Annotated in this window: 1 protein-coding gene; it reads right to left on the minus strand. The window is 43.9% G+C overall.

Annotation, left to right across the window (positions count from 1 at the left end):
• On the minus strand, nucleotides 1-22,989 hold the full coding sequence (locus RHS_RS12535; protein WP_047833383.1) for an NlpC/P60 family protein: 22,989 nt from the start codon (nucleotides 22,987-22,989) through the stop codon (nucleotides 1-3).
• Between the last annotated feature and the right edge of the window lie 72 nt (nucleotides 22,990-23,061).

A 23,061-nucleotide genomic window follows, 5' to 3' on the forward strand; every position in this document is an offset into this window, starting at 1 on the left:
TTAAGGTACGAAGAAACAATTTCCATATTCTGCTATCAAACTCATGTTTCCCCAGAACCCATCATGTATTCCCTGTGATTCATAGAAACCTTTGCTGCAGAAATACAGACAATCTGAATTATTTAATACAGATAGTTCTCCGCTCATCACCTGGGTGACGATTGAAATCTGTTCTGCTGTTGGTACATAACTGTCAATCATGGCATAGGTTGTAAACTGCCCTGGTGCCGCTACAACTCCTGTAGCTGTATCCGGGAATAGCGGTGACATTACTCTGTTACGAATAACTTCTGCTACAGCTGTCATTCCTTCTACTCCTGTTCCTCCAGCTTCCAAACCTACAATTTGTGCAACCAGATAAATTTCAGAATCATTGGTTCCAATTGGCATCATATCTGCATTCGCATTGATATTTGCATCAGCAGTATATGGTCTTCCGTAAAAGTTAATATTAGATTCAACAATTGGATCTAATACGGTACCTCTGGCGGAATTAGCCGCATGAATCATCATCCCGTCACCTACATAGATTGCTACATGACTGATATTCATATAGTCTCCATTAGCTTCATAACTGTAAAAAATTAAATCGCCGGGCTGCAGTTCTTCTCTGGAAACTACACTTCCCTGTTCCGCACAAAACTGTGCCTGCCAAGCCGCTACACGGGGTACTGATACACCTGCAAGATCATAAGCTGTCATTACAAGATAACTGCAATCCAGGTAGTCTCCCTGTCCTGCTAATGGCATGGAATAAGGATCCCCTAAACGGGTATAAGCATATTGAACCACCGTATCTCCGATCGTTCCGCTGTATCCCCGGGAAAATCTCATTTTACCTCTCCTGCTGTTCAGGATTAGGGGATCCGCTTCCATTACCAAAGAGTCTCCTGCTTCTATCAGCCCCTCTGTCTTACCCAGAGTGATATCTATTGACTCCCCTCGCATTCTTCTGTCATTTCCATCTCTCACTGCAGCTACACCTAATAGAAACGGTGTATCCTCCGTCAAACGGTTTGTGATATCAGCCCAGTACTCCGGACTGAAATGGTAACTGTAAGAAGTTGCTTTTGGTGTTCCGGACTGGTTTGCCAGTCCGGGCCTTAAAGTAAGTATCCTCTTTGGATTTTGATTAGCATCGTATAGCATAATTGCAAATCCATCCACAGACGGATCCGTCTGTTCAGTGTAACTCCAATTCACTACATAATCACCGGAAGCCGGGTCTTTTGTAATGGATACATTATTGACCGCCTGCACCATATAATGGGTATCATCGTCCGGTACATATTCATTTCCTCTTAATACAGGCAATGTATACTGTCCTTCTGACTCATCTGCGGTATGCATCATCCATTTTGCCGGTGCATCCGGATCTGCCGGGTTAATTCCTTCAATCAGTGTATCGTCCCAGCCGGATTTATCTTTTAAGGTATCTAGATCCTGCATCTGTGCAAGACTTAACAAGATTGCACTTTCTGCTTCCGGATCATCTTCCTCAGACTTATCCGTCTCGTTGGTACCTGTATCGGTAGTACCTGTATTGGTCGTATCTGTTTCTTCCGTCTGCTCCGGTCGAACCATATCTTCCAGCCCAATGTTATAATACTGGGCAATGGCCGGTTTCGGTGGTTCAGGTGGATCTGTCTCTGTTTCAGTTTCCGTTTCTGTTTCTGTTTCGGATTCTGTGTTGCTCTCCGTTTCATAACCAGTTTCGGATTCCGATTCACTTTCTGTTTCAGACACACTTTCGGATTCTGTTACTGTTTCAGTCTCCGTCTCTGTTTCCTTAAGGGTTTCAGATTCCATTTCAGATTTCGAACTGCTTTCTGTTTCTGAAGTTCCCTCAGTAGCTGCGCCACTGCCTGAACCTGTACGGCTCTTGGATCTGGTTTCATTTTCCTGTATTTCCGGGTATGTTTCGGCACTGTCTTTGGAATCTTCTATTTCCGTTTCCGGATGAATATCTATGACAGATACCTCTCCGGATTTGGAACCGGATCTCCTGTATTCTGAACTTTCTACTTCCAAAGTTGAATCCATATTGGATTCTTCTTCTGTCTCCGGTACCGTTTGTATTTCCGTTACCGCAGCAGATCTCAACGCCGCATTCGACTTCTTCACTTTTTCTGTTTCCGGTTCTTTTATTACTTTTGTCTGACTTTCCGTCTCCGGTGCCTTCTTTGCTTTCGTCTGGCTCTCCGTTTCCGGCGCCTTCTTCGTTGCTGTCTGGCTTTCCGTCTCCGGTGCCTTCTTCGTTGCTTTCTGGCTTTCCGCCTCCGGCGTTGCCTTTGTTTCCTTTATACTTTCTGTTTCTGATGTTTTTTTTGTATCAGTTACATCTTCGGTTTCCGGTATATTCTTTGTTTCGGCTGCGCTTTCGCCCGACAGCGGTTGTTTTGTTTCTTCTTCGCTTTCTGTGTCCTGCCCGGTTTGCTTTTCAGCGGGGCTTTCTGTTGTCTGCGCTGTTGTCTCAGCTTTTTTATCTGCCTTATTTTTTTGTTTTTTTGCTTTTACAGATGTAGTTTCCGGGGTTTCGGCATCCCCTTCCCCTTCATCCGGCGGAGCTGTTGTCATTTTCTCGCCCCGCCCGTTATACTCATCACCGTTTACATCCACTTTTACCGGAAGCTGCCACATTGCAGTTATATCTGCTCCGTTTTCATGCGTTCCTGCATCGATGGTTCCCACGTTGATGTTATACCTAACCGTACTGAACGGAAGGCTGTCTTCATCCAAAGTGTGAACTATACCTGCCGCCATATCTGCTTTGATTCCTCCTGCATTGTGATTATACTGTATATCCACGCCGCTCTTATAGAGGATCTCTGCTGAGATTCCACCCGCTTTTGCAATTCCGTCTGCCCTTGCCGGCACTTCATCCGGATCAGATTTATCCCGGTTATCCTGGATATTTCCCTGATTCAGTGCATTCTGAACTATGAAACGTGTGGTTGGCGGCGCTGTTGGATATGCGCTATCTGCCGCATAGGCTGCAATTCCTGCTCCGTAGAAATTAGCATGTTGGTTTTCACCTGTTACTTCTACATTACCTTCGTTTCTCACTCCAAACAGTTCAAGCATTGTCTCAGCCGCATATCCCACTGCTCCGGCACCGTAAACAGTACCAGGAGTAAAGGTATCAGCCTTTGGATTCTGAACTTCTAAATCAATTACTGTATTTCCGGTATTTCTGATGTTACTGTTTCCAGTATCATCGCTGTCTTCCATATGGACATTTCCATTTTCTGCTTTTCCGATAAATCCGCCGCTGTAAAGCACAGATTCATCGCCCAGCTTGGATACTTCAAGGTTTCCGATATTCACAGTGTTTTTCATGTTCACGGTATAACCTTGCAGATGTCCCATGATTCCGCCAAGTTTACTTTCTGTCGCAGGTTTCTCCAGGAATAAATTGCTGTTATTGGTCACTCCCTGCAAAGTAATGACATTCGCGCTGTTATCTGATGCCGATGCTTTTCCAATAATACCACCCAGATTTATCATATGCCTGTCTGTATTCTTAACATACAGTTTTGTCTGGCTGTCCGGATCCGTATCATCGTAGCTTCCGGCTGTTACTTTTTTCAGTTTTACTTCTGCTGCCTCATTCAGTTCTCCAATGATTCCTCCAACGGATGTTCCCAGTGTATTAACCGGATTACTTCCGTTTTGTTCGATACTGCCTGTAGCTGCAGAATTCTTGATATTTAGTTTACCCTGTTCACTTCTGCCCACAAGTCCGCCATAGCTTCCCTGTCCGTTCGTATTGCTGACAGCAATATTTCCTGCAGAAATATTTTCATCCATTTCAACGTCAGACTGTGTCACATTACCCAGAATTCCACCTGCCGCTGTACTTCCATAGAAGTTTGTGCCAGCTGATGATCCTGTAACAGCCATACTTCCTGTATTCTGGAATCCATGAACCGTAAGAGGAGTATGGTCCGCATAGCCGACTGCACCTCCGGTATATAGATAACCTGCTGTTGTTGCAGACCTTGGTGTTTTTCCGACAGAGATGTTACCCTCGTTTAGTACATTGCTTACATCCGTGTCATCGGTGTCTGTGATTTCCACATCGCCGTTCTGCGCTTTTCCGATAAATCCACCGCTGTAAAGAACGGATTCATCACCCAGTCCTGTTACGCTCAGATCCCCACGGTTCTGCGTATTTTTCATAATCACGGAATAGCTCTGCATTTCTCCAAGGATTCCTCCCAGCCTGCTTTCAGTCTGAGGATTCGCCAGTTGAATGGAACTGTTATTTACAACGCCATCCATCGTCACCTTATTCTTGGCATCTGCTGCCGTTGACGGATTAATTACTTTACCAATGATGCCTCCCACAGATACAGCATGTTTATTACTATTGCTGATACTGATCTGGGTAGCTGGTTTCATGTCCGCCGTATTGTAGCTTCCGGCTGTAACACCGTTCAGCGTAATCTCAGATACTTCTGATGTTTCGCCGATAATGCCTCCATAGGTTCCTTCCTGGCTTACAGCATAAGCAGTATCCTTATGTGTAATATTTCCAGAAGCTGTACTGTCTGTAACCGATATATCCGCTTTTGAGATTTTACCAACAAGTCCTCCAAAAGAACCTTTGCCGCTGATCTGTTTTAAGCTGATGTCACCACTTGACACACTGCCCTGTATTGTAACTTCTGACTGATCTGACACGCCTACGATACCACCTGCCATCTTACCTGTCTTACCCTGTCCTGAAATTTCTATATTTCCTATGTTTTCAAAACCTTTGACTGACAGAGGTGCTGATACAATATTTCCTATCGCTCCTGCTGCATATACGGTAGTTACATCTGCACCAGTATTTACAAAGGCATTTTTAATTGATGTATGTCCCTGGTTCACCACATTGCTCTTGCCAGTGCTGTCCGTATCTTCGATTACAACGCTTCCGCCTTCGGCTTTTCCAATAAATCCGCCGCTGTAAAGTGAATTTGTATCACTTACCTGAGAAGCATTTAGGTTTCCACGGTTTTGTACATCTTTTAACTCAACCGCAAATCCCTTTTCTGTACCGATAATACCGCCCATCTTGCTGTCATTTGCAGAAGACGTTATCTGAATGGTGCTGTTATTTACAATACCTTCCATTTGTATGGTATTGGATGCAGCTGTTGTATCTGCTGCCGCCTTGCCAATGATTCCGCCTGCATTTATAACTCTTTGACCGCTGTCCGGAATGACAATCTGTGTTGTGCCCGCTGCTGCTGCATCATCATAGCTGCCTGCAGACACATCTTTCATTGTAATTGAACTAACGCCTGTGGTTTCACCGATGATTCCACCGAATGATCCGCCCTGATTATAGCTTTGCGTTCCGCTTACTGTGATGTTTGCAGAAGCTGCTGCATTTGTAAGCTTTATATCGGATTTTTCTAACTTACCGATTATGCCTCCATAAGTTCCCAGCCCGTTGGTCTGATTACGGATAATGTTGATATTACCCAGGTTCTTCATTTCTTTCATTTCAACCGAGTAATTTACGGCATATCCTAATATTCCGCCTATACGGCTGTTATTAACCGCATAATTCAGATTAAGGCTGCTGTTATTGATTACGTCTTCCATGACCAGCTTGTTCGGTGCGTCTGCGCTTCCCGGGGCTGCCATTACGGCTTTTCCGATCATTCCGCCAATTATGGCTTCATAACTTCCACTGTTCACCACCTGTATCTGTGAAATGGACGTACCTGTTCCTGCATCAAAGCTTCCTGTTCTTACATTTTTAAATGCAATATCCGGTACTGCCGAAGTCTCACCAATGATTCCTCCATAAGATCCTCCGCGGTTATAACTCTGGGTGCTGCTGCTTTCTGTTATACTTCCGGATGCCGTTCCATTTATAAGGGAGATCGTTGATTTTTCTAACTTACCGATCATACCTCCATAAGTTCCCAGCCCATTGGTATAATTTCTATTGATATCAATATTTCCACGGTTTGCTGTATCTTCCATTTCCACCGTATAATTAACCGCATACCCCAGTATTCCACCGATTCTGCTGTTTCCTTTTGCATTTGTAAGGCTCAGTCCGCTGTTGTTCGTTACTGTTTTCATCACCAGCCTGTTTGGTGCACCTGTACTACCCGGCGCCGCCATTACGGCTTTTCCGATGATTCCACCCAGTAATATTTCATAATTCCCATTGTTTACTGATTGTATCTTTGTAACAGAATTTCCGGCTGTGGTATCAAAGCTTCCCGCCGTTACATTTGTAAATGCAATATCCGGTACTTCTGATGCCTCTCCGATAATTCCTCCAAATACACCTCCATGATTATAACTCTGATCACTGCTGTTCTCTGCCATACTGCCGGATGCTGTTCCATTTGTAAGGGAGATCGTTGATTTTTCTAATTTTCCGATCAGACCTCCATAGGTTCCCAATCCGCCGGTTTGGTTCCTGTCGATTGCAATATCTCCACGGTTTGTGATATCTTCCATCTCCACCGCGTAATTGACTGCATATCCCAGTATTCCGCCGATTCTGCTGCTTCCTGATACATAGCTCAGGTTCAGCGCGCTATTGCCTGTCACATTTTTCATAACCAGACTGTTCGGTGCATCTGCACTTCCAGGTGATGCCATAACTGCTTTACCAATGATCCCGCCTGCCACTGCTTCACTGCTGCCATTGTTTACAGCCTGTATCTTAGTAACAGAGCTTCCGGCTGCAGCATCATAGCTGCCTGCCGTTACATTTGTAAATGCAATATCCGGTGTTTCCTGAACTTCTCCAATGATTCCACCAAAGCTTCCGCCCAGGTTGCTGCTCTGGGTTGTGTTATTCTGAACAATATTCCCCGAAGCAGTGCCATTTTTCAGTTCAATGCCGGACTTAATTAGCTTTCCGGCTAATCCACCGTAAGCACCCTGTCCGTTTGTACGGTTCAAGATGATATCCGCAGATGAGTAAACGTTATCCATAACGGTATCAGCCTGTTCAATCAGACCCACGATTCCGCCTGTCCTCTGGTTGCCTGCATTTGTAAGAACCAGTTTTCCTCCGCGGTAATGTACATTCTTCAAGCTTAACGCTGCCTGCTCTGTAGAACCTGCAGGTGCTGTTACACGTCCTGCAATTCCGCCTGTAGAAGCCAGACTGCTGCTTGCTCCGGTATGGTTTATAGATGCTGCCGAAGTTACATCTGCCAGATTTGCAGAACCGGTGATCTTGCCAACCGTACTGCCTATGTCCTCTTTATTCGAAACCTGATTTTCCACTGAAATTTCTTTCCTGATATCAATCTTTTCTACAACCGGTATCTCGGCTGCTCCTGGTTCCGCTTTTATTTCACCCGCAATCAGACCAAACCGGTCTGGGCTTGTGGTTGTTACTTTTACTAAGGTGTCCGCTGCGGCAGAAGTGAGGTTGATACCGGAAATGGTACCTGCTCCTGTCTTCACAAGGATAGCATCTGCACTGATACGGTAATCTGCTTTATTGATAATGTAATCCAGATTTGATACTTTAGCGGTCTTAGTCATACCGTTAAAAATGCTGTATCCAACCGGTTTCGCTGCTGATGCCGACCTGTTATCCAGAATCTTGTGATTCGTTCCTCCCGCTGCCGCCCCAGTATAGGTTCCTGAGAAGTCCTGTGCTGGGGTTCCAATGCCCCGTTTCCAGAATTCCTGCATGGTTCCTTCCTGGTTCGTTTGTACAGGCACAGATAATTTCTTATCTTTTAATTCCAGATCCTGTGTCTGTGCATAATGAGATTTCAGATAATGGCTGTCCCCGTGTTTGATTCCCCCAAGACTGATGTTATAGAGGTTTCTCTGAGTCATGATCTCATAAGGTTTTGCCGGAGTTCCAAATTCCCATGCAGCACTCTGCGTTTCTGTTGCTTTTGCAAAATGCGGACTAAACTTAGAGTAGAAGTTGTTCTTATCTGTCTCCTCTTTGCCCGGAACCTGATATTCCACCACGGTTGCACTGTAGTATGGCTTCTCCTTCTGAGGCTCTTCCAGCCTGTCTAATACATTGTTATTGAATAAAATCTCATTTTTGTTATTAATAAATTCTTTATTGGCGAATATCGCCGGTACTTCATTTCCATATCCATCCCTTACCAGGACCTCATAATAATATCCGCTCTGCCCGTCTACATAAATCTTACTGTACTGCATATTGTTCAGATTACTGATATTGGACAGGTTGCCCGGATTCCGAAGATCCACATATTTCTTCTCTATGGTAACGAATAGTTTTTGTTTCTCCTGTTTCTTTATATCCTCTGCTATTGCATCGCCTTCATAAACCAGGACTTTATATCTGGCTGTGGTACTCACATTATTCAGATCTACCTTGATGGTATCCTTAAATGTCTCTGTTTTCCCTTTGTCAGCCACCGGATCATAAGGTTCGTATTTCAGCTTCTTATCGCTGCTTCCATACGGCGTTTTCCCGGTTTCCTGTGCCGCTCCGAACAGAAGCGGGAAGTTCAGGTTTTTTCTTGTCTTATGTTCATACTGCGTAAACTGCGGCAGTGGATATGGATCTTTAGCATAATCCCTCAATAAGAGGTTACTGCTGTTAATGGTATCATTCACCGGATTCGGATCCAGCTTCCAGGTTTTGTCCGCACCTCCTGTTGTCATATCGAATCCCTTTGCCGCCATTGCGACTGCATCCGTGATTTCTGCATAAGTCAATGCGTAGGTATCCTGGTAAACTTCATCAATACCATTGTCCGGGTCTGCCGGTGTTGTCACATAATCTTCGTGTTTATTGTCTGCGAAAGCCCAATATTCATTCGGTGCCCTGCCAAATCCCAGGTACAGTTCCAGATCCTTATCGTCTGTCACCACCATGGATCCCGGCAATCCGGGCAGCTGTGTGGAATCTCCCCAGTAGAAATTTTCGTCCTTCAGATAGTATGCATTTGTAAACCGTCCTCTGGACCCTTTGTTCCTGGATAAGCTTCCCTGATATTTTCCGCTTACAAATCCTGCGTTATAAACTTCCGTTACGCTGCCTGTAACATCTGCGGCAATACCAACTGCGGTTCCGCTGCCTCCGGCTGAAGCAACTGCCAGAGCAGTTACTTTACCGGTATTATAAGCCTGTTTGATCTGGCCGCTTCTTAAATCCTTTACAAGTCCTGCCGCCGTACCGTTGTGTGCTCTGATATAGCCGCCATTCATGCTCTGTGAAATCTGTGATTTACTTCCTTCCATGGTATGCACCAGACCTGCTGCGTGATGATTTCCCTGACTGGCAATAATTTCGCCATTATTGGAAACTTTCACGAATTTTGTATCTTTTGCATACGCTGCAATTCCGGCTGTTTCGATACTGAGTGCTGCCGGGAGATCATATTTTACTTTCAGCGTGTCCCCATTTCCAAGGGGAACATCTGCTTCCGGTCTGGTTAAATTCACTCCAAGAGTCGCGTTATTTCTTGTATCGGTTACTTCTGAATCTCTGATAAATCCTGCCACACCGCCAAGTGTATAACTGTTATTTAAATATCTCTTTACATTGGCAAGGCTGTTAAATCCCTGAGCACGTACCTCTCCGCTTACCGTAATCTTATCCAGCAGCGCGCTGTCCGCATAATCTGCAATCAGTCCGAGGTTTGCTGTATAGTTGGATGCTTCCTGGTATTTTCCAAGGTTCTTAAGCTTTTTACCGGACGTATCCGTTGCTTTTACCTGCATCTGTAAATTGTGTACACTGGCTGTAAATGATGCTTTATCCTTACTTCTTAAATAGGATATAAATCCAATATCTTTGTTGTCCTGAGTGATCTTATGGCCATCGCCATCGTAATCACCGTTAAACTCAAACATTTCATAGAACGGCTGATCGATTGTGAAATTTTCCGTCTGCCTGTAATATCGCCCTGTTGTGGCATCCTGTGCAATACCGGATGTAGTCATGCCGATTATGCTGTACTGGTCTGTTACATAGTAAGGCTTCGCCTGTGTACCGTATGAATATCCGGTTGGCAGCAGACCAAAGAAGGTTGTCTGGGAATCTATATTACTTCCATCAGCATTATCCCCTCCAAAATGTACCTGGAACCGCTCAGAGGTGTTTCCTTTTATTGCAGATTTTGCAATACCATTTACCGTTCCGTTTTTATCCTGGAAATCACTGACTTTAGATTCAATATCCGCTGTCGTGGCGTTTCCTGTGGATTTTGTTACAATTGCTGTATAGTATCCCTTAATTGGCATATACCAGCCGGTTTCTTCTTCATCGAGAATCTGAAGCGTTCCTGTTCCTGCGTTAAATACAACATTTGCCGGATTAAAGAACTTCATCGTTCCCGCCGTTGTGGTGGTTGACTCATAATTCGGAAGTTTGCCGCCTGAAGTTACCGCACCTCCCGGTGCTATTTCAAATTTCCGGATGGTAATCGGGGCATAATCTGCCTTCTCATATGCATCACCATCATAGATTGTGACCTGATAAGAGGCTGCCGGATCATATCCATCTATCTGAATGGAATAATTGGAAGGTGTACTCTGATAGCTGATTGTACTGGATACAGCATCTTTCACCGTAACCTGTGCATTTTCTATCGTGGTTTTCGGGGTTTCTATATCAATATTGTTCTTGCGTTTATTAAAGTCTGTGTTGAATGCAAAGTCCGGTTTATCTGCCAGGAATTGATCCCCAACGTATTCCGCCGTCTGCTGCCTCTTCACAAACTGTGGGAATGGATACAAGACATCTCCGTCATCGTCCCTGGTCTGATTATCCAGAGTCCAGATATCAGGATCAAAGCCTTTGAAATTATCTCCGGACATCATATCCATATAAGTCATTGTTGTTACGTTATTTCCATAGGTTGTATTTCCAACCGCATCCAGTTTGTAATTATAACCTTTTGCGTCGGGATCCTGGTTTACTACTACCTGATTCCAGGTGAAATCCGTCGTTGCTCCGTTTATTACCAGCTTGTAAGCCTGGTGGAGCTGTTTGATGCTCAGTTCCGGATCAGACAGGCTGTAGCAGTTTTGTATATCTACGAACCGGTTTAATCCTCCTCCGGCTATTCCGCCGATATTCCGGTTATTATCTGAGAAAGTACCTGAAATATAAGAATCCGCAGTGTAATCTTTGATATAGTGAACGGTTCCCACATTATAACAATTCCTGATAATGGTCTTTCTGTCATCGTTATCCGTAATATCTGTTGGTTTTAACGTATCCCAGCTGTAGCTGTCCGGTCTTGGACTGGATGCATAAGCTACGATACCTCCGGCGTAAGAATTTTCTATTGCCTTTTTATTATCCGTATTCGTAGTGACTGCAACATTTCCTGTGTTGTAGCAATTACTCAGTTTCAGCTGGACATCCTGATTCGGTACGGCTGTTCCGCCATACCCGGAAGGAACTGCCACAATACCTGCTGCTGCCAGCGTTCCCTGTACATAACCATTATTTACACAGAGGTCAACAACGGTATGTTTATCTCCATAGTTACTGATTCCGGAAGCAATTTTTCCAAATACACTTCCATTATTCGTACAATAAGAAGCTTCACTTACATAGTTTCCGATTCCGCTTGCCAGTCCGTTGCCGTCCGGCGTCTGTACGATACCGTTATTATAAGAATAAGTAACCTGTATCCTGCTTTCATTTCTGCAGTCTGCCTGCTGTACCGTGTCACCTGTACCAAAGCTGACAATACCCTGCGTGATGCCGTTAGCCTGTTCATGGGCAACAACTGCCCCGTTATTGGATGATTTACGGATTGTTCCAATCTGTCCCACCCGATTTTGGGGATATAATGCCTCGCAGATCATTCCGGCAGATACATTATTTGCAAATACATATCCTTCTTTGTCTACCTGGCACCCATTTACTTCCGCCTCGGTTCTGTAATTCTGATACAGATTCAGACCTGGCTTCGTTTCGTCAATATCTTCTGACTTACGGGTACCGGAAACAAATACTAAGATACCTGCTGATCTGGATGAGTTTCTTGCCAGTGCATCTCCGGCATTCATAAATGGATCATTTCCTCCATAAATACCGTTAATCTTTCCGGCAAAAGTATCATCTGTAAAAGTAACCGCTTTCTTAACTGCCTCTCTTCCGGATGCTGTTGTAGGAACATCCCCGCTTCCGCTGAAACGCCTTGCCGTATACAGTGCAAAACCTCCTGCCCTGCTGGCACTTATCCTTGCAGATACCCTTGTATCATAGATTTTTGCATCTGCGCCGGTTTCCATCGGCAGCTGCGGACTTAAGTTCTCAAATAAAGCATTGTCATAATCCTGATAAGGATCCGGGTTCCTGGCCGTCCTGCCATTACTTACGTAATATGCAAGCCCTGCTGCTTCATCGGCAACAATTTTGCTGTCACTTCCGATATTTAAATTCTTCACCACACCGCCGCTCAAATCATAAATCAGAGCATAATGTGTATTCGGTATGGATGCCCCGGCCTCGAAATTACCGGGATTTTGTATACGGTTTACCCTGATTCTTCCAATGGTATAACCATTTCCGTCCAGAGATCCCGTCATACGGTACATACGTTTATTGGATGCACCAATTACAAATCCATTGTATCCGCCATCACTTGTAGATAACTGGATATTATTCATTAATTCTATATCTCTTGTAAGATATTTCAGATAAGAACTTCCGATTGCTGCATAACCCATGTTTTCACCCAGGTTCATGTTATATAAATGACGTTCATTCCGGATCTGCAGCTTGTTCTCTGTCTCTACCCGGTATGTATCCGGCTGGGCTGCTGTCTCATCTTCTGCAAGCAGTGTACTTCCCAATGCCGCTGTCGTCTGAGGATAATATTCCAGATCATCCAGATCATCAAAATCTATTGATGGGATTTCATCCAGTATACTGTCATTATGAACATCATCTATTTCAGTATTTGAAAAATGCATACTGAACATTCTGCTGGTTCTGTCATATGCCGCTAAATTTTCCGGCTTGATTCCTAATTCCTTATCATAAATCTTGGTTGCCTCTAATGTAAAATAACCACTGGAAGCCGGCAGATAAGAATCCATCTCTTCACAAGGAAGATTTATTCGGATGGTCATATTAGTTGCTCCTGTGAGATTTACGGATACCGTAATATCATCTACAGAATCAAATTTATCCGGATCATTTCCTGCCGTATCTTTTGCATAGAAATAATACAATTCCCCGTTTACCATAATATCCTGTTTTTTATTGGGGACGTCATACTCATAACTGGATGCCTTAGCCAGTGTGTAAACTTTAACCGGCGATTTTGGCAATATCGTATTTGTAAAGACTGTATTATTATAATTATAGGTTCCTCTGCTGTGTCCGTCATAAACGGAGAAGTTCATATAATTTGGCAATGCGCCGCTGCTCAGTTTGAACCTGGCTAATAAATCAACATTTTCCTGTGTAACTCTCTTTACCGGATACTTATCATTGTCTCTGAATTTTATTTCTACTCCGGTATTGTTGGTGTTATCTGCTGTCCAGGTACCGTCTGTATACGCTGAATTGTCATTATTTCCTCCATCATGGTATTCCACGGATGACTGCATATAATCAACGACTTTTGTTGGCCAATAGTTGTAATAATAGGAAACCTTCGTATTATCAAGAGACGTAAACGACTGGTTATTACCCGGCAGTGCCTGTCCTCCGTTTGTTGTAAAACTGCCCAGGCTGACTTCGGATATACCGCTGTCATCCGCAGAAGCACCTGCCAGATCCAGCTGTGGAAATTCATAATCCATTCCCAGAGTTAATTCATCCTCTGTCCATGGATAAACAAATTTAGCCGATCTTGCCTTTTGGGCTGCAAGGCTGCCTGAAGAAGCTGCCACATCTGCCGAACCGGTTCCCGTAATTTTATTGTTAAGAGGGGTTTTCAAATTTTCTTCCCCTTTGGCCGGATATTCCATAGATACGCTGACGCTGGAATTTACCTTTGCATACTGGCGTACCATATTGCTGTAATTTCGCAGACCATATTCACTGTCCGTTCTCTTTTCATCCAACGGAGTTGTATTATCTGCCGGATCTCCATCCTTTTTCAACTGCTGCGTTTTCTGTACAAATGTTTCATAGTCTGTACTGCTTGGCAGTGAAATTGGTTTTAACCCATAGTTGAAGGTGGAGTCGATCTGTGAGGTGGAACTATTCCAATACTTCAGTTCGTTGTCACTGAGATAATAGCTGTTCTCAATACGTTCTGATTTAATTACTTCATCGGTATATCCTTCCAGGAATCCAATCAGGGTTCCCCGGTCGTTGGTACCTATTATTTCTCCTGTGTTATAGCTGTTTGTTATTTTTATGGTCTTGCTGCGGTCCTGGGCCATTACGCCTACCAGCCCGCCTACTTTTGTACCGGATACTCCTAAGTCATCCAGTCCGGTATCCGTCTGTTTTGCAGATATGGTTGCACTGTTATAAGATACATCCACAGGACCGACTGCATAACCTGCAATACCGCCTATGTAACTGGCTCCTCTGACAATCTGCGAACTGTTGAATACACTCTGGATATAGACACCTGTCTCCGGCTTCTGAACAATTCCGTTGCCGGTACGTTCACCAAGCTCACCGGCTATCCCGCCGATATGTGTTGCCTGTGTATATTCTGTCAATGTTGAATTTCCCGGAACATGTCCTACATCATGAATGTAAATCACCCTGTTTTCACCAATCACATCGCCCGTGTTGTATGTATTTGTGATCCGGTAACCGCTTCCGCTGATACCGCCTGCACGCTGCACCGCAGATATCTGTCCGGTATTGACTGTATAATTGATAATACCGTATGCTCCTGTGATACCGCCTACATAGCTTTTTCCACTGACTGCGTTAGACTGGTTGCCGCCAAGGGTATACTTTCCGGCAAACTTTGCATCTTCCTGTAAATCTTTAAATTCTTCGGTGATCAGCGGGTCATTTTTACTCATGGTAACAATAACACTATTGTCACCCCGGCCCACGATTCCACCGATATAGCTTCCGTCTACATTACTTTTATCAAGCTGTGCAGATTCGTAACCCGGCAAAGTTATGGAAGCAGTATCCGTTTTTAAATCTTCGGCGCTGTATGCCTTACCGGTAACAGCTTTCAGATTCTGGGCAAGCGTTACTTCTACGCTTGTTCCTGCATATCCAATGATACCGCCTACATTTGTTCTTCCGGTTACGCTGTTGTAATTCCGGGTATCCAGTACCTGAGTTCCATCATAGGCATAACCGATGATACCGCCCACATTCCGGCTTCCCCTCTGAATAAAGTTTCCGCTTCCCTTTGCAGCTTTCGTTGTAAGGGATATGTCTTCTCCATCCATTCTGGTAACCTGTTTCACAAGTGCATTCTTTGCAAATCCTACTACTCCGCCTACATTTTCCGGAGAAACAACTTCTCCCTTCAGCGAATAAACTCTTTCAATTCTGCCGCCTTCCATATATCCGACTGCACCGCCTGCGTTCTGACTGGTCAGGTTATACTGGTCTCCTGTACTAAAATCAACCAATCCCTGAGCAGTTGTCTGGCTGGCACCCTTGTCTATGGAACTTGCCCTTACCTGGGCATTGTTGGCAACCATGTGAAGTCCGGTCATGCTCCCGCCAATACGGATTGCATACGGATCTTTACGTACTGCTTCATCGTTAAACGCCGGTGCAAATGTACTGTGATCGCCTTTATCTGTAGTATTCAGATTTGACGGTCCGGGATTAATATCAAATGTGTAGGTAATATCTGCATAAACTGAATTTCCTACCAAACCTCCGGCATTGCTGTTTCTCGCACGAATACCGCAGATTGCATTGCCGCTCTTCTCCGCACCTGTGTTAAAGGTGTTCTCAACGCGGATATTTCCCGGATTACCAGTAACGAATCCTACAATTCCTCCGGCATTATTGTTGCCTGCCGTTATATTATCCTCTGCCGATGCTTTTACTGTTGCAGCTTTCGGAGCATTGGTATAACGGTTCTGATAAGGTGCATCCGGTGTATCCGGACCTGTCGTGATTGTCTGATAGGTAATATAGCTGACTTTTTTGGCTTTTTTCAGATCCTTAACAGCAGTACCTCCTATATTGGTATCTTCTGCCTTCACGGTCTGATTTAATTTCACATCAATTCCGCTTAAGTCTGCCACATCTTTGTCTGCGCTGTCTTTTTTGTCGCTGACAATATCTCCGGTTCCCTTATCATATAATTGTCCGGCAATTCCTCCGGCATTATTTCTTCCTGCGGTGATCTGGCCCATATTATAGGTATCCAGCAGCTGCACACTTCCTCTTCCGTTACCGATGATTCCTCCGGCATTGTCCCTTCCTGCACGTATATTAGCCAGGTTGGTGTAGACATATGCACGGTTATTTATGATCTGATCTGATATTAATTTGGAATAGGAAATGCTCATTGCATCTGCTCTTCCCACCAGACCTCCGGCATTGTCCTGGCCGGCACTGATCACTCCCTGAGTACCGCTGTTCTGAACCTGTTCATAGGTTCCTGTCATTCCGCTGTTAAATACATCCTGTAAAATACAGATGTCCGCATCGCCAATGATTCCTCCGGCGTTGTCATAATCTGCGGTTACCCGATTTGTATTCGTAAAAAGGAAATTATCAGGATCATTCGCATTCATAGCATCTGTCAGTACTTTCCTGGAATATTTCAGATCCAGCTTTACCGCTTTTCCTGCTACTCCTCCGGCATTGTACTGTGCCCTGATGCTTCCTCTGTTAAATAAATCGGTGATATCTGCATCTGTATCATTTCCCTGATAATCTTTTGCGGTTGTGGAAATCTCAAACTTTTCACTTGCATAACCGAAGATTCCTCCGGCATTTGCAATTTTCGCCCAGACATTTCCTGTATTCGTACTCATACCCTTTGCAATCATGTTTACCACACGATTGTCCTTATTACTGTATTTTCCGTCACCGCCTATACCGAAGATTCCCCCGGCATTCATCCTTTCCGCAGTAACATTTCCTGCGTTATAGACATCAGAGATGTTAAAGCTGTTCTGTTCCAGTCCGGAACCTGTCTTGATGCTGTCTATTCCTGCGTATGACATATTATTAAATCTGTCATCTGCTCTGTCCCTGCCATCCGCATTGCCGACAATTCCTCCGGCATTGCTGCGGCTTGCTGTTACAGTAGAATTATTTGTGTAAATTCCTTTACTGATTGCTGTATCTACACTGACATCGTTTGTAATATCAGTATCGATCAGTCTTCCTACCATACCGCCTGCATTGCTTCTGGCATTTACGCTAAGCGGCAATGCTCCAGCCGCTGTTGAAATTCCACTGTAGACATCTTTTATGATCGCTCTGTCTGCATCTGCTGAACCAACGCCGACTACCTTACCTGCAATTCCTCCGGCGTTGTCTCCGCCTGCGGTGACGCTTGCCTGGTTGGTCATGAAGTAATCATTAATTACATTATGAATTCCATCGATCACGACGTTCTTACTGTGCTCAATGGTACCTTTTCCGCTCAAGAATCCTGCAACGCCTCCGGCGTTATTTCCGTATCGTGCATTTACAGTTCCACGGTTAAATACATCCTTTATCGTTACATTTCCTTCGGCACTTCCGGCAATTCCTCCGGCATTATCCCTAGAAGCAGTTACAGTTCCCTGATTGGTACATACTTTTTCTTCCACAGATTTCTTAGCCGTAGCTTCTCTGCTTTCGATATGTATTTCTCCAATCACCTGCCCTGCAATACCTCCGGCATTGCTATTGTTTGTTGCTGTCACAGTACCACTGTTATAAGTATCTGTAATGGAAACAACATTTGTAGCCCTGCCTGTGATTCCACCGGCATTACTGCCACCGGCTATTACATTTCCCTGGTTGGTATACATCTTGTTAACAACCATGTCTAATGCAATCGCTGCATCACTGCTGACAGCAGCATCTTGTGTATTCGCCTGTAAGTTACCGGCGATTCCTCCGGCATTATCTCCGATTTCGGCTGTAACTGCACCTCTGTTAAATACATTTGTTATATGAATATCTGCACCGGTACCAATCACACCTCCGGCATTGCTGACCCTTGCCTTAACATCTCCCAGATTTGTATACATACTGTTTGCGATCATATTGGATGCAATATTGCCATCTATACTTATCACAACAGTTTGTGCATTTCCCCGAAGATCTCCGGCAATTCCACCAGCGTTACTGCCAGTTGACGCTGTTACCTTGCCCCTGTTAAATACATTACTGATATTAACATCTACACCAGTTCCGATCACACCGCCGGCATTATTAACACCTGCTGTGACATTTCCCTGGTTACTGTAGATCATACCTGCAAATACTTCCGTGGCTACGGATCTATCGTGGTTGATATTACCTTTTGCAATACTTCCCGCGATTCCACCGGCGTTACTGTTGTTGTTGGCAGTTACTGCCCCCTGGTTGAACATATTTATAATATCGGTATTTTCACCATGACCGGCAACTCCGCCAGCATTTTTCCCAAAAGACTGAATCGTACCTGCATTATTATATATAGGCGTAACCCCGGTAGTTATATGTGAAATAATTCTTTTCGCGATCCCTTCATCATTTGCAATAACCATTGCATCAGTATCAGAGTCTTTGTTCATATTGCCGACTATTCCTCCGGCATTATCTCCATTTCGTGATGTTACCGCTCCGCGGTTAAACACATTCTTCACATCTGTATGTGAGTCTCCAATAATTCCTCCGGCGTTATTTGCCGCCTGAACTGAACCGCTGTTTGTATAAAAAATTCTTTTGCCCGCGTCTGCAGGTATCACAACATCATCTAAGATATTCTGGCTGTATGTCAGGATAAATCTGTCCTGCTGTGCAGTGGAACCCCCTGGCTGCCTTACCTGGATCAGCCCTGCAATTCCTCCGGCATCTTCATTAGTCGCTGTAATATTTCCACGGTTAAATGCATTATGAATAACTGCATTCCCATCTGAAATATTTCCTGCGATTCCTCCGGCATTTCTGTATGCATTTACTGATCCTTCATTTGTGGCCATGGAGTTGGTATGATTCATTCTGGCTTCAATTAATTTCTCATCATATGTGATCGTAACTGCAGAACTGATGTAACCGGCTATTCCACCTGCATTTGCCTGTGATGCGGATACAACTCCGGCATTAAATACATTTCTGATTTCTTCTGTGGTATTTAGTTTTCCCGCAATACCTCCGGCATTATTGCCGACTGTACCGGTTGTGCTAACCGGCATTGTATTTGTGTAATACCCCAGAACAGGATCTATTTCATCTGTTATAGGATCCACCGTAATACTTGGCAGACTTTTTAAGACTAGAATCTTTACTTCGGTATCTGTTGATTCGGTGTCCCCCGGGAACAAACCTGCATCTGCTTCGGAAGTGACACTGCCTGCGATTCCTCCGGCATAACTGCCGGCAGCTTCAATCTTAGGTGTGGTCACCGTATTATAACGGTTCTCCACATTTTGAATCTCAACTTTTCCGGCTGCCACACCTGTGATTCCTCCGGCATAACTGCCTCCGGCACTAACCGTTCCTTCATTATAGACCGGTTTTTCCTGCACCTGAGTAGTCCCCACATTAAGTTTTACATTTTTTGTCAAAGCACCGGCGATCCCTCCGGCATAACTGCCCTGAGTGGTTACATTCGCACTGTTGCTGACCTGAATTATGGCATTTGCCGTCAGGTTTCCAATATTATAAGGTAATGAAAGGTTTGATATTTCCACCTGATCATCTGCCAAGCCTATAATTCCTCCGGCATACGATACCGCTGAAATACCAGGCTTCATAACAGGCACTGTTCCGATTTTAATATCTTCAATGATCTTTCCTGTTTCCGTTTTCAGATTTACAGCTCCGCTTATTAAAAACTCATTTCCTGCGGCTGCTGTAATACCTCCGGCATAACCTTTTATTCCTGCTCCACCAGTCGCTGTCAAACCAACAGCAGCCACATCGGCCTTATTTACCACATTCTGCAGAGATACCTGATAACCTTGTATCTGTCCTGCAATTCCTCCGGCATAACTGTCTGTTGCCAGCACCGGACCGGCATTTGCTGTATTTTCGATTACTACATCATAATGCAGTTTTGGATTCAACGGTCCTTCTGCAGAACCTGTAATTCCTCCGGCATTTATTTCAGCCTGAATAATTCCATAATTGGAATATTCACTTTTGTAAGTCTTCACCGCAGTCGTCCCGGCACCCGTAATATATTCGTAATCCCGGATAACATATTGCTCATTGGTTGAACCCGCTGCTTTATCAAGTCCAGAAAAAGTGCTTCCTTCTTCTATACTTCCGGCGATTCCTCCGGCATTATACTGCTTAGCTGTAACTTCTCCGGTGTTAACCGCTTTCGTTATGACTGTCTTTTTGTCTGCAACACCGGCGATTCCTCCGGCATTGTTATCTGCCTTTACGGATATACCATTCAAATCTTTTCGGCTGGCATTTCCAAGAGCAGGATTCTGGGTTTGATTTTCTTCGTTAATCTTACCATCATACAGACTGATGAAACGGGTTCCGTTTGCAGTATCTACCAGCATTCCTGATTTTGCATCACCCGGAACTGTGTCCTCAATTCCTATTGCAAGTATACCTGCAATTCCCCCGGCATAATTACCTGCTGCTTTTATGGTATTGCCGTTAAATCCAGGATCCGCTGCTCCATATGCGTAAGGTTTTAGAACAATTTCATTTCCACTGCTATCCTTCAGTCGTTCTTCACTTTTTTCTCCGCTTGCCGATTCTACCATTTTCGTGTGATAATTATTTTTCTCGTTTTTCAGGAGTGTAATATTCTTTCCAAATCCCTGAAACTCGCCGGCAACACTGCCTACATAATCATTTCCCTTAGCCGTGATGCCTTCAATGGTAAAATTCTTAACAGATGCATTTTGTCCAACAATTTCAAAAAGACCTACTCTGTTTTCCTTTGCTGTATCAGCCGGATTACCCGGATCTGTATATGTATTACTTATTTTTAAGTTTGATAATTTATAGTTGTGATAAACAGGAATTTTTTCCTTTTTCTTCACACCCAGCGAATCCAAAACTTCAATCTCAAGATAATTTCCATCCGCCTTTTTCTGGTATTCAATTTTCCCGGCAGTATCTTTTTTAACCGTGGAAGTAAATGATCCTTCAAACCCTCTTGTTCTGTCTGGCTCTAACGCATCATGTTCATTTGCCGATATCGGCTGTAAAATCCGCAGTTTTGAGACATCTGTTGTAGTCAGATCATTACCTGACGCATTTGACACTACCAGCCGGTGATATACTTTGTTACCACCTCCGGGCTGTATAACCTCTTCTCTTCCAAGCTTCTGTAAACTCCAGTCAATGTCATCATTTAGCATAAAGTTCTGGAAATTGCCATCTTTATTTGGTTTATAATCCGGGGCTGTCGGATCTGATTTGTAATTCAGTATGTACCGAAGATTGCTCAGATGTCGTGCATACCCTAAACCGTACCACATGTTAGATAACGCTGTTTTGTTACGATTTTCCAGATATGCCATTGCTTCTTCAAAAACCGTACCGCCGCGTACACCTGTGATATAGATGTTTTCTGCGGGATTGACCGTCTTTGCTTCCGTATAGGCATTTTCTTCTCCGGATGAAACACTCATGGATCCGGTAAATCCTTCACCTTTATACTTTCCTTCTACTATGACTTTAAAGTTTTCATTCCATGGTATTGAGGGATATTTTTTATTGACCGATAATTTATCATCACTGTCATCCGTTATACTGTCGAGAACAAGCCGGAACACTCCATATTGTTTCTTCCCTGCTTTATCCGCAGGTACATAGTATGACAGCCGGTGCTTAAAGGTACTGGTCTCATCAGAGCCGTCATAGCTCTTCATTGTTCCATCACCCTGGAGTTCTTCCGTATAAAAAGGAACCATTAAATTCGTTTTCAGAGCGTTATTCACGCCTTTATTTTTATCATAAGAATACAGATCATAAACCGGCATTGGACCACGGACATCGCCGGATGCTCCTGTTGTCACAGTACTTCCTGGCGTTATATAACCATCTCCGCTGTTATATGCGGTAACGTCTTTTATCTTATAATAGACCTTCGACGTATCCACAGCATTTACAATGGATATATCATAAGTCATTTTGGTGAATTTTTTCCTCTTATCATCCGTTACTCCACCTGCATCATTTTCCGGACCGATTTCACCCCACTCAATAGTAAGCATATCATCATTATTAACTTTTACATATGCATTCTCCAAAAGTCCTAAATTTTCCGGTTCTCCAATCCCCTGAGCGCCATAGTAGCCCTGTCTTTTATCTTCCAGGGCACCCCGGTCCCTCAGAAGCACATTTTCTTTACTCTTTAATACACTTTCGCTTAAACTTGTTTCATTATAAGATAAGCTATCTGTACGTTCTGAATAAAATGCGCAACGAACCGTTTTATTATTTAGATTAACTTCTACCAGAATGCTGTAATCGAGAATACTCTTATCACTGATATAAGGTTCTAACAGACGGTAAAGCAAAGCAGATTCATCCGAGTCATCTTTGCTCAATTCCATGTAAACTAAATTTTTTGAATCGATCAGTTCTTGCTTTTTAGCAGTTTCATCTGCACTGCCTTCGGCAACTCCAGGAAATGTCACGCCGGGATAATCAACTCCATCCACAGTACCTCCCTTAATCGCCTCCTCGGGAACATCAAAGAATTCCGTTCCCCGGTTTGCATCCGAAAACTCCTCATCAAACTTGCCCTGAACTTTCAGATCTGTCAGCGAAGACTGCATCGCCATATAAATTACCTGAGAAGTATCATCTGCCCTTGCCATGTATGCCTGATTAGCGATTCTCACTGCATTAAATGCAACTATACCAATCAATATACTAAGCACACCTAAAACTACAGCTAATTCAGTAATTGTAAAGCCTTTTTTATTTTTAACCCTTTTCTTGTACCTGTGCATAAATGGCATCATATACAGTCACCTCCTTTCAAAGCAGTCAGCGCTGCATTTTTTAGATGCTGATAATTTCTGTCACATGCCATT

It is taken from the genome of Robinsoniella sp. RHS (assembly GCF_001029355.1).
In the GTDB taxonomy this organism is placed as follows: domain Bacteria; phylum Bacillota; class Clostridia; order Lachnospirales; family Lachnospiraceae; genus Robinsoniella; species Robinsoniella peoriensis.

Excerpts from the sequence above, each read along its gene's own strand:
- RHS_RS12535 (WP_047833383.1), bottom strand. The coding sequence starts at position 22,989 with ATGATGCCATTTATGCACAGGTACAAGAAAAGGGTTAAAAATAAAAAA.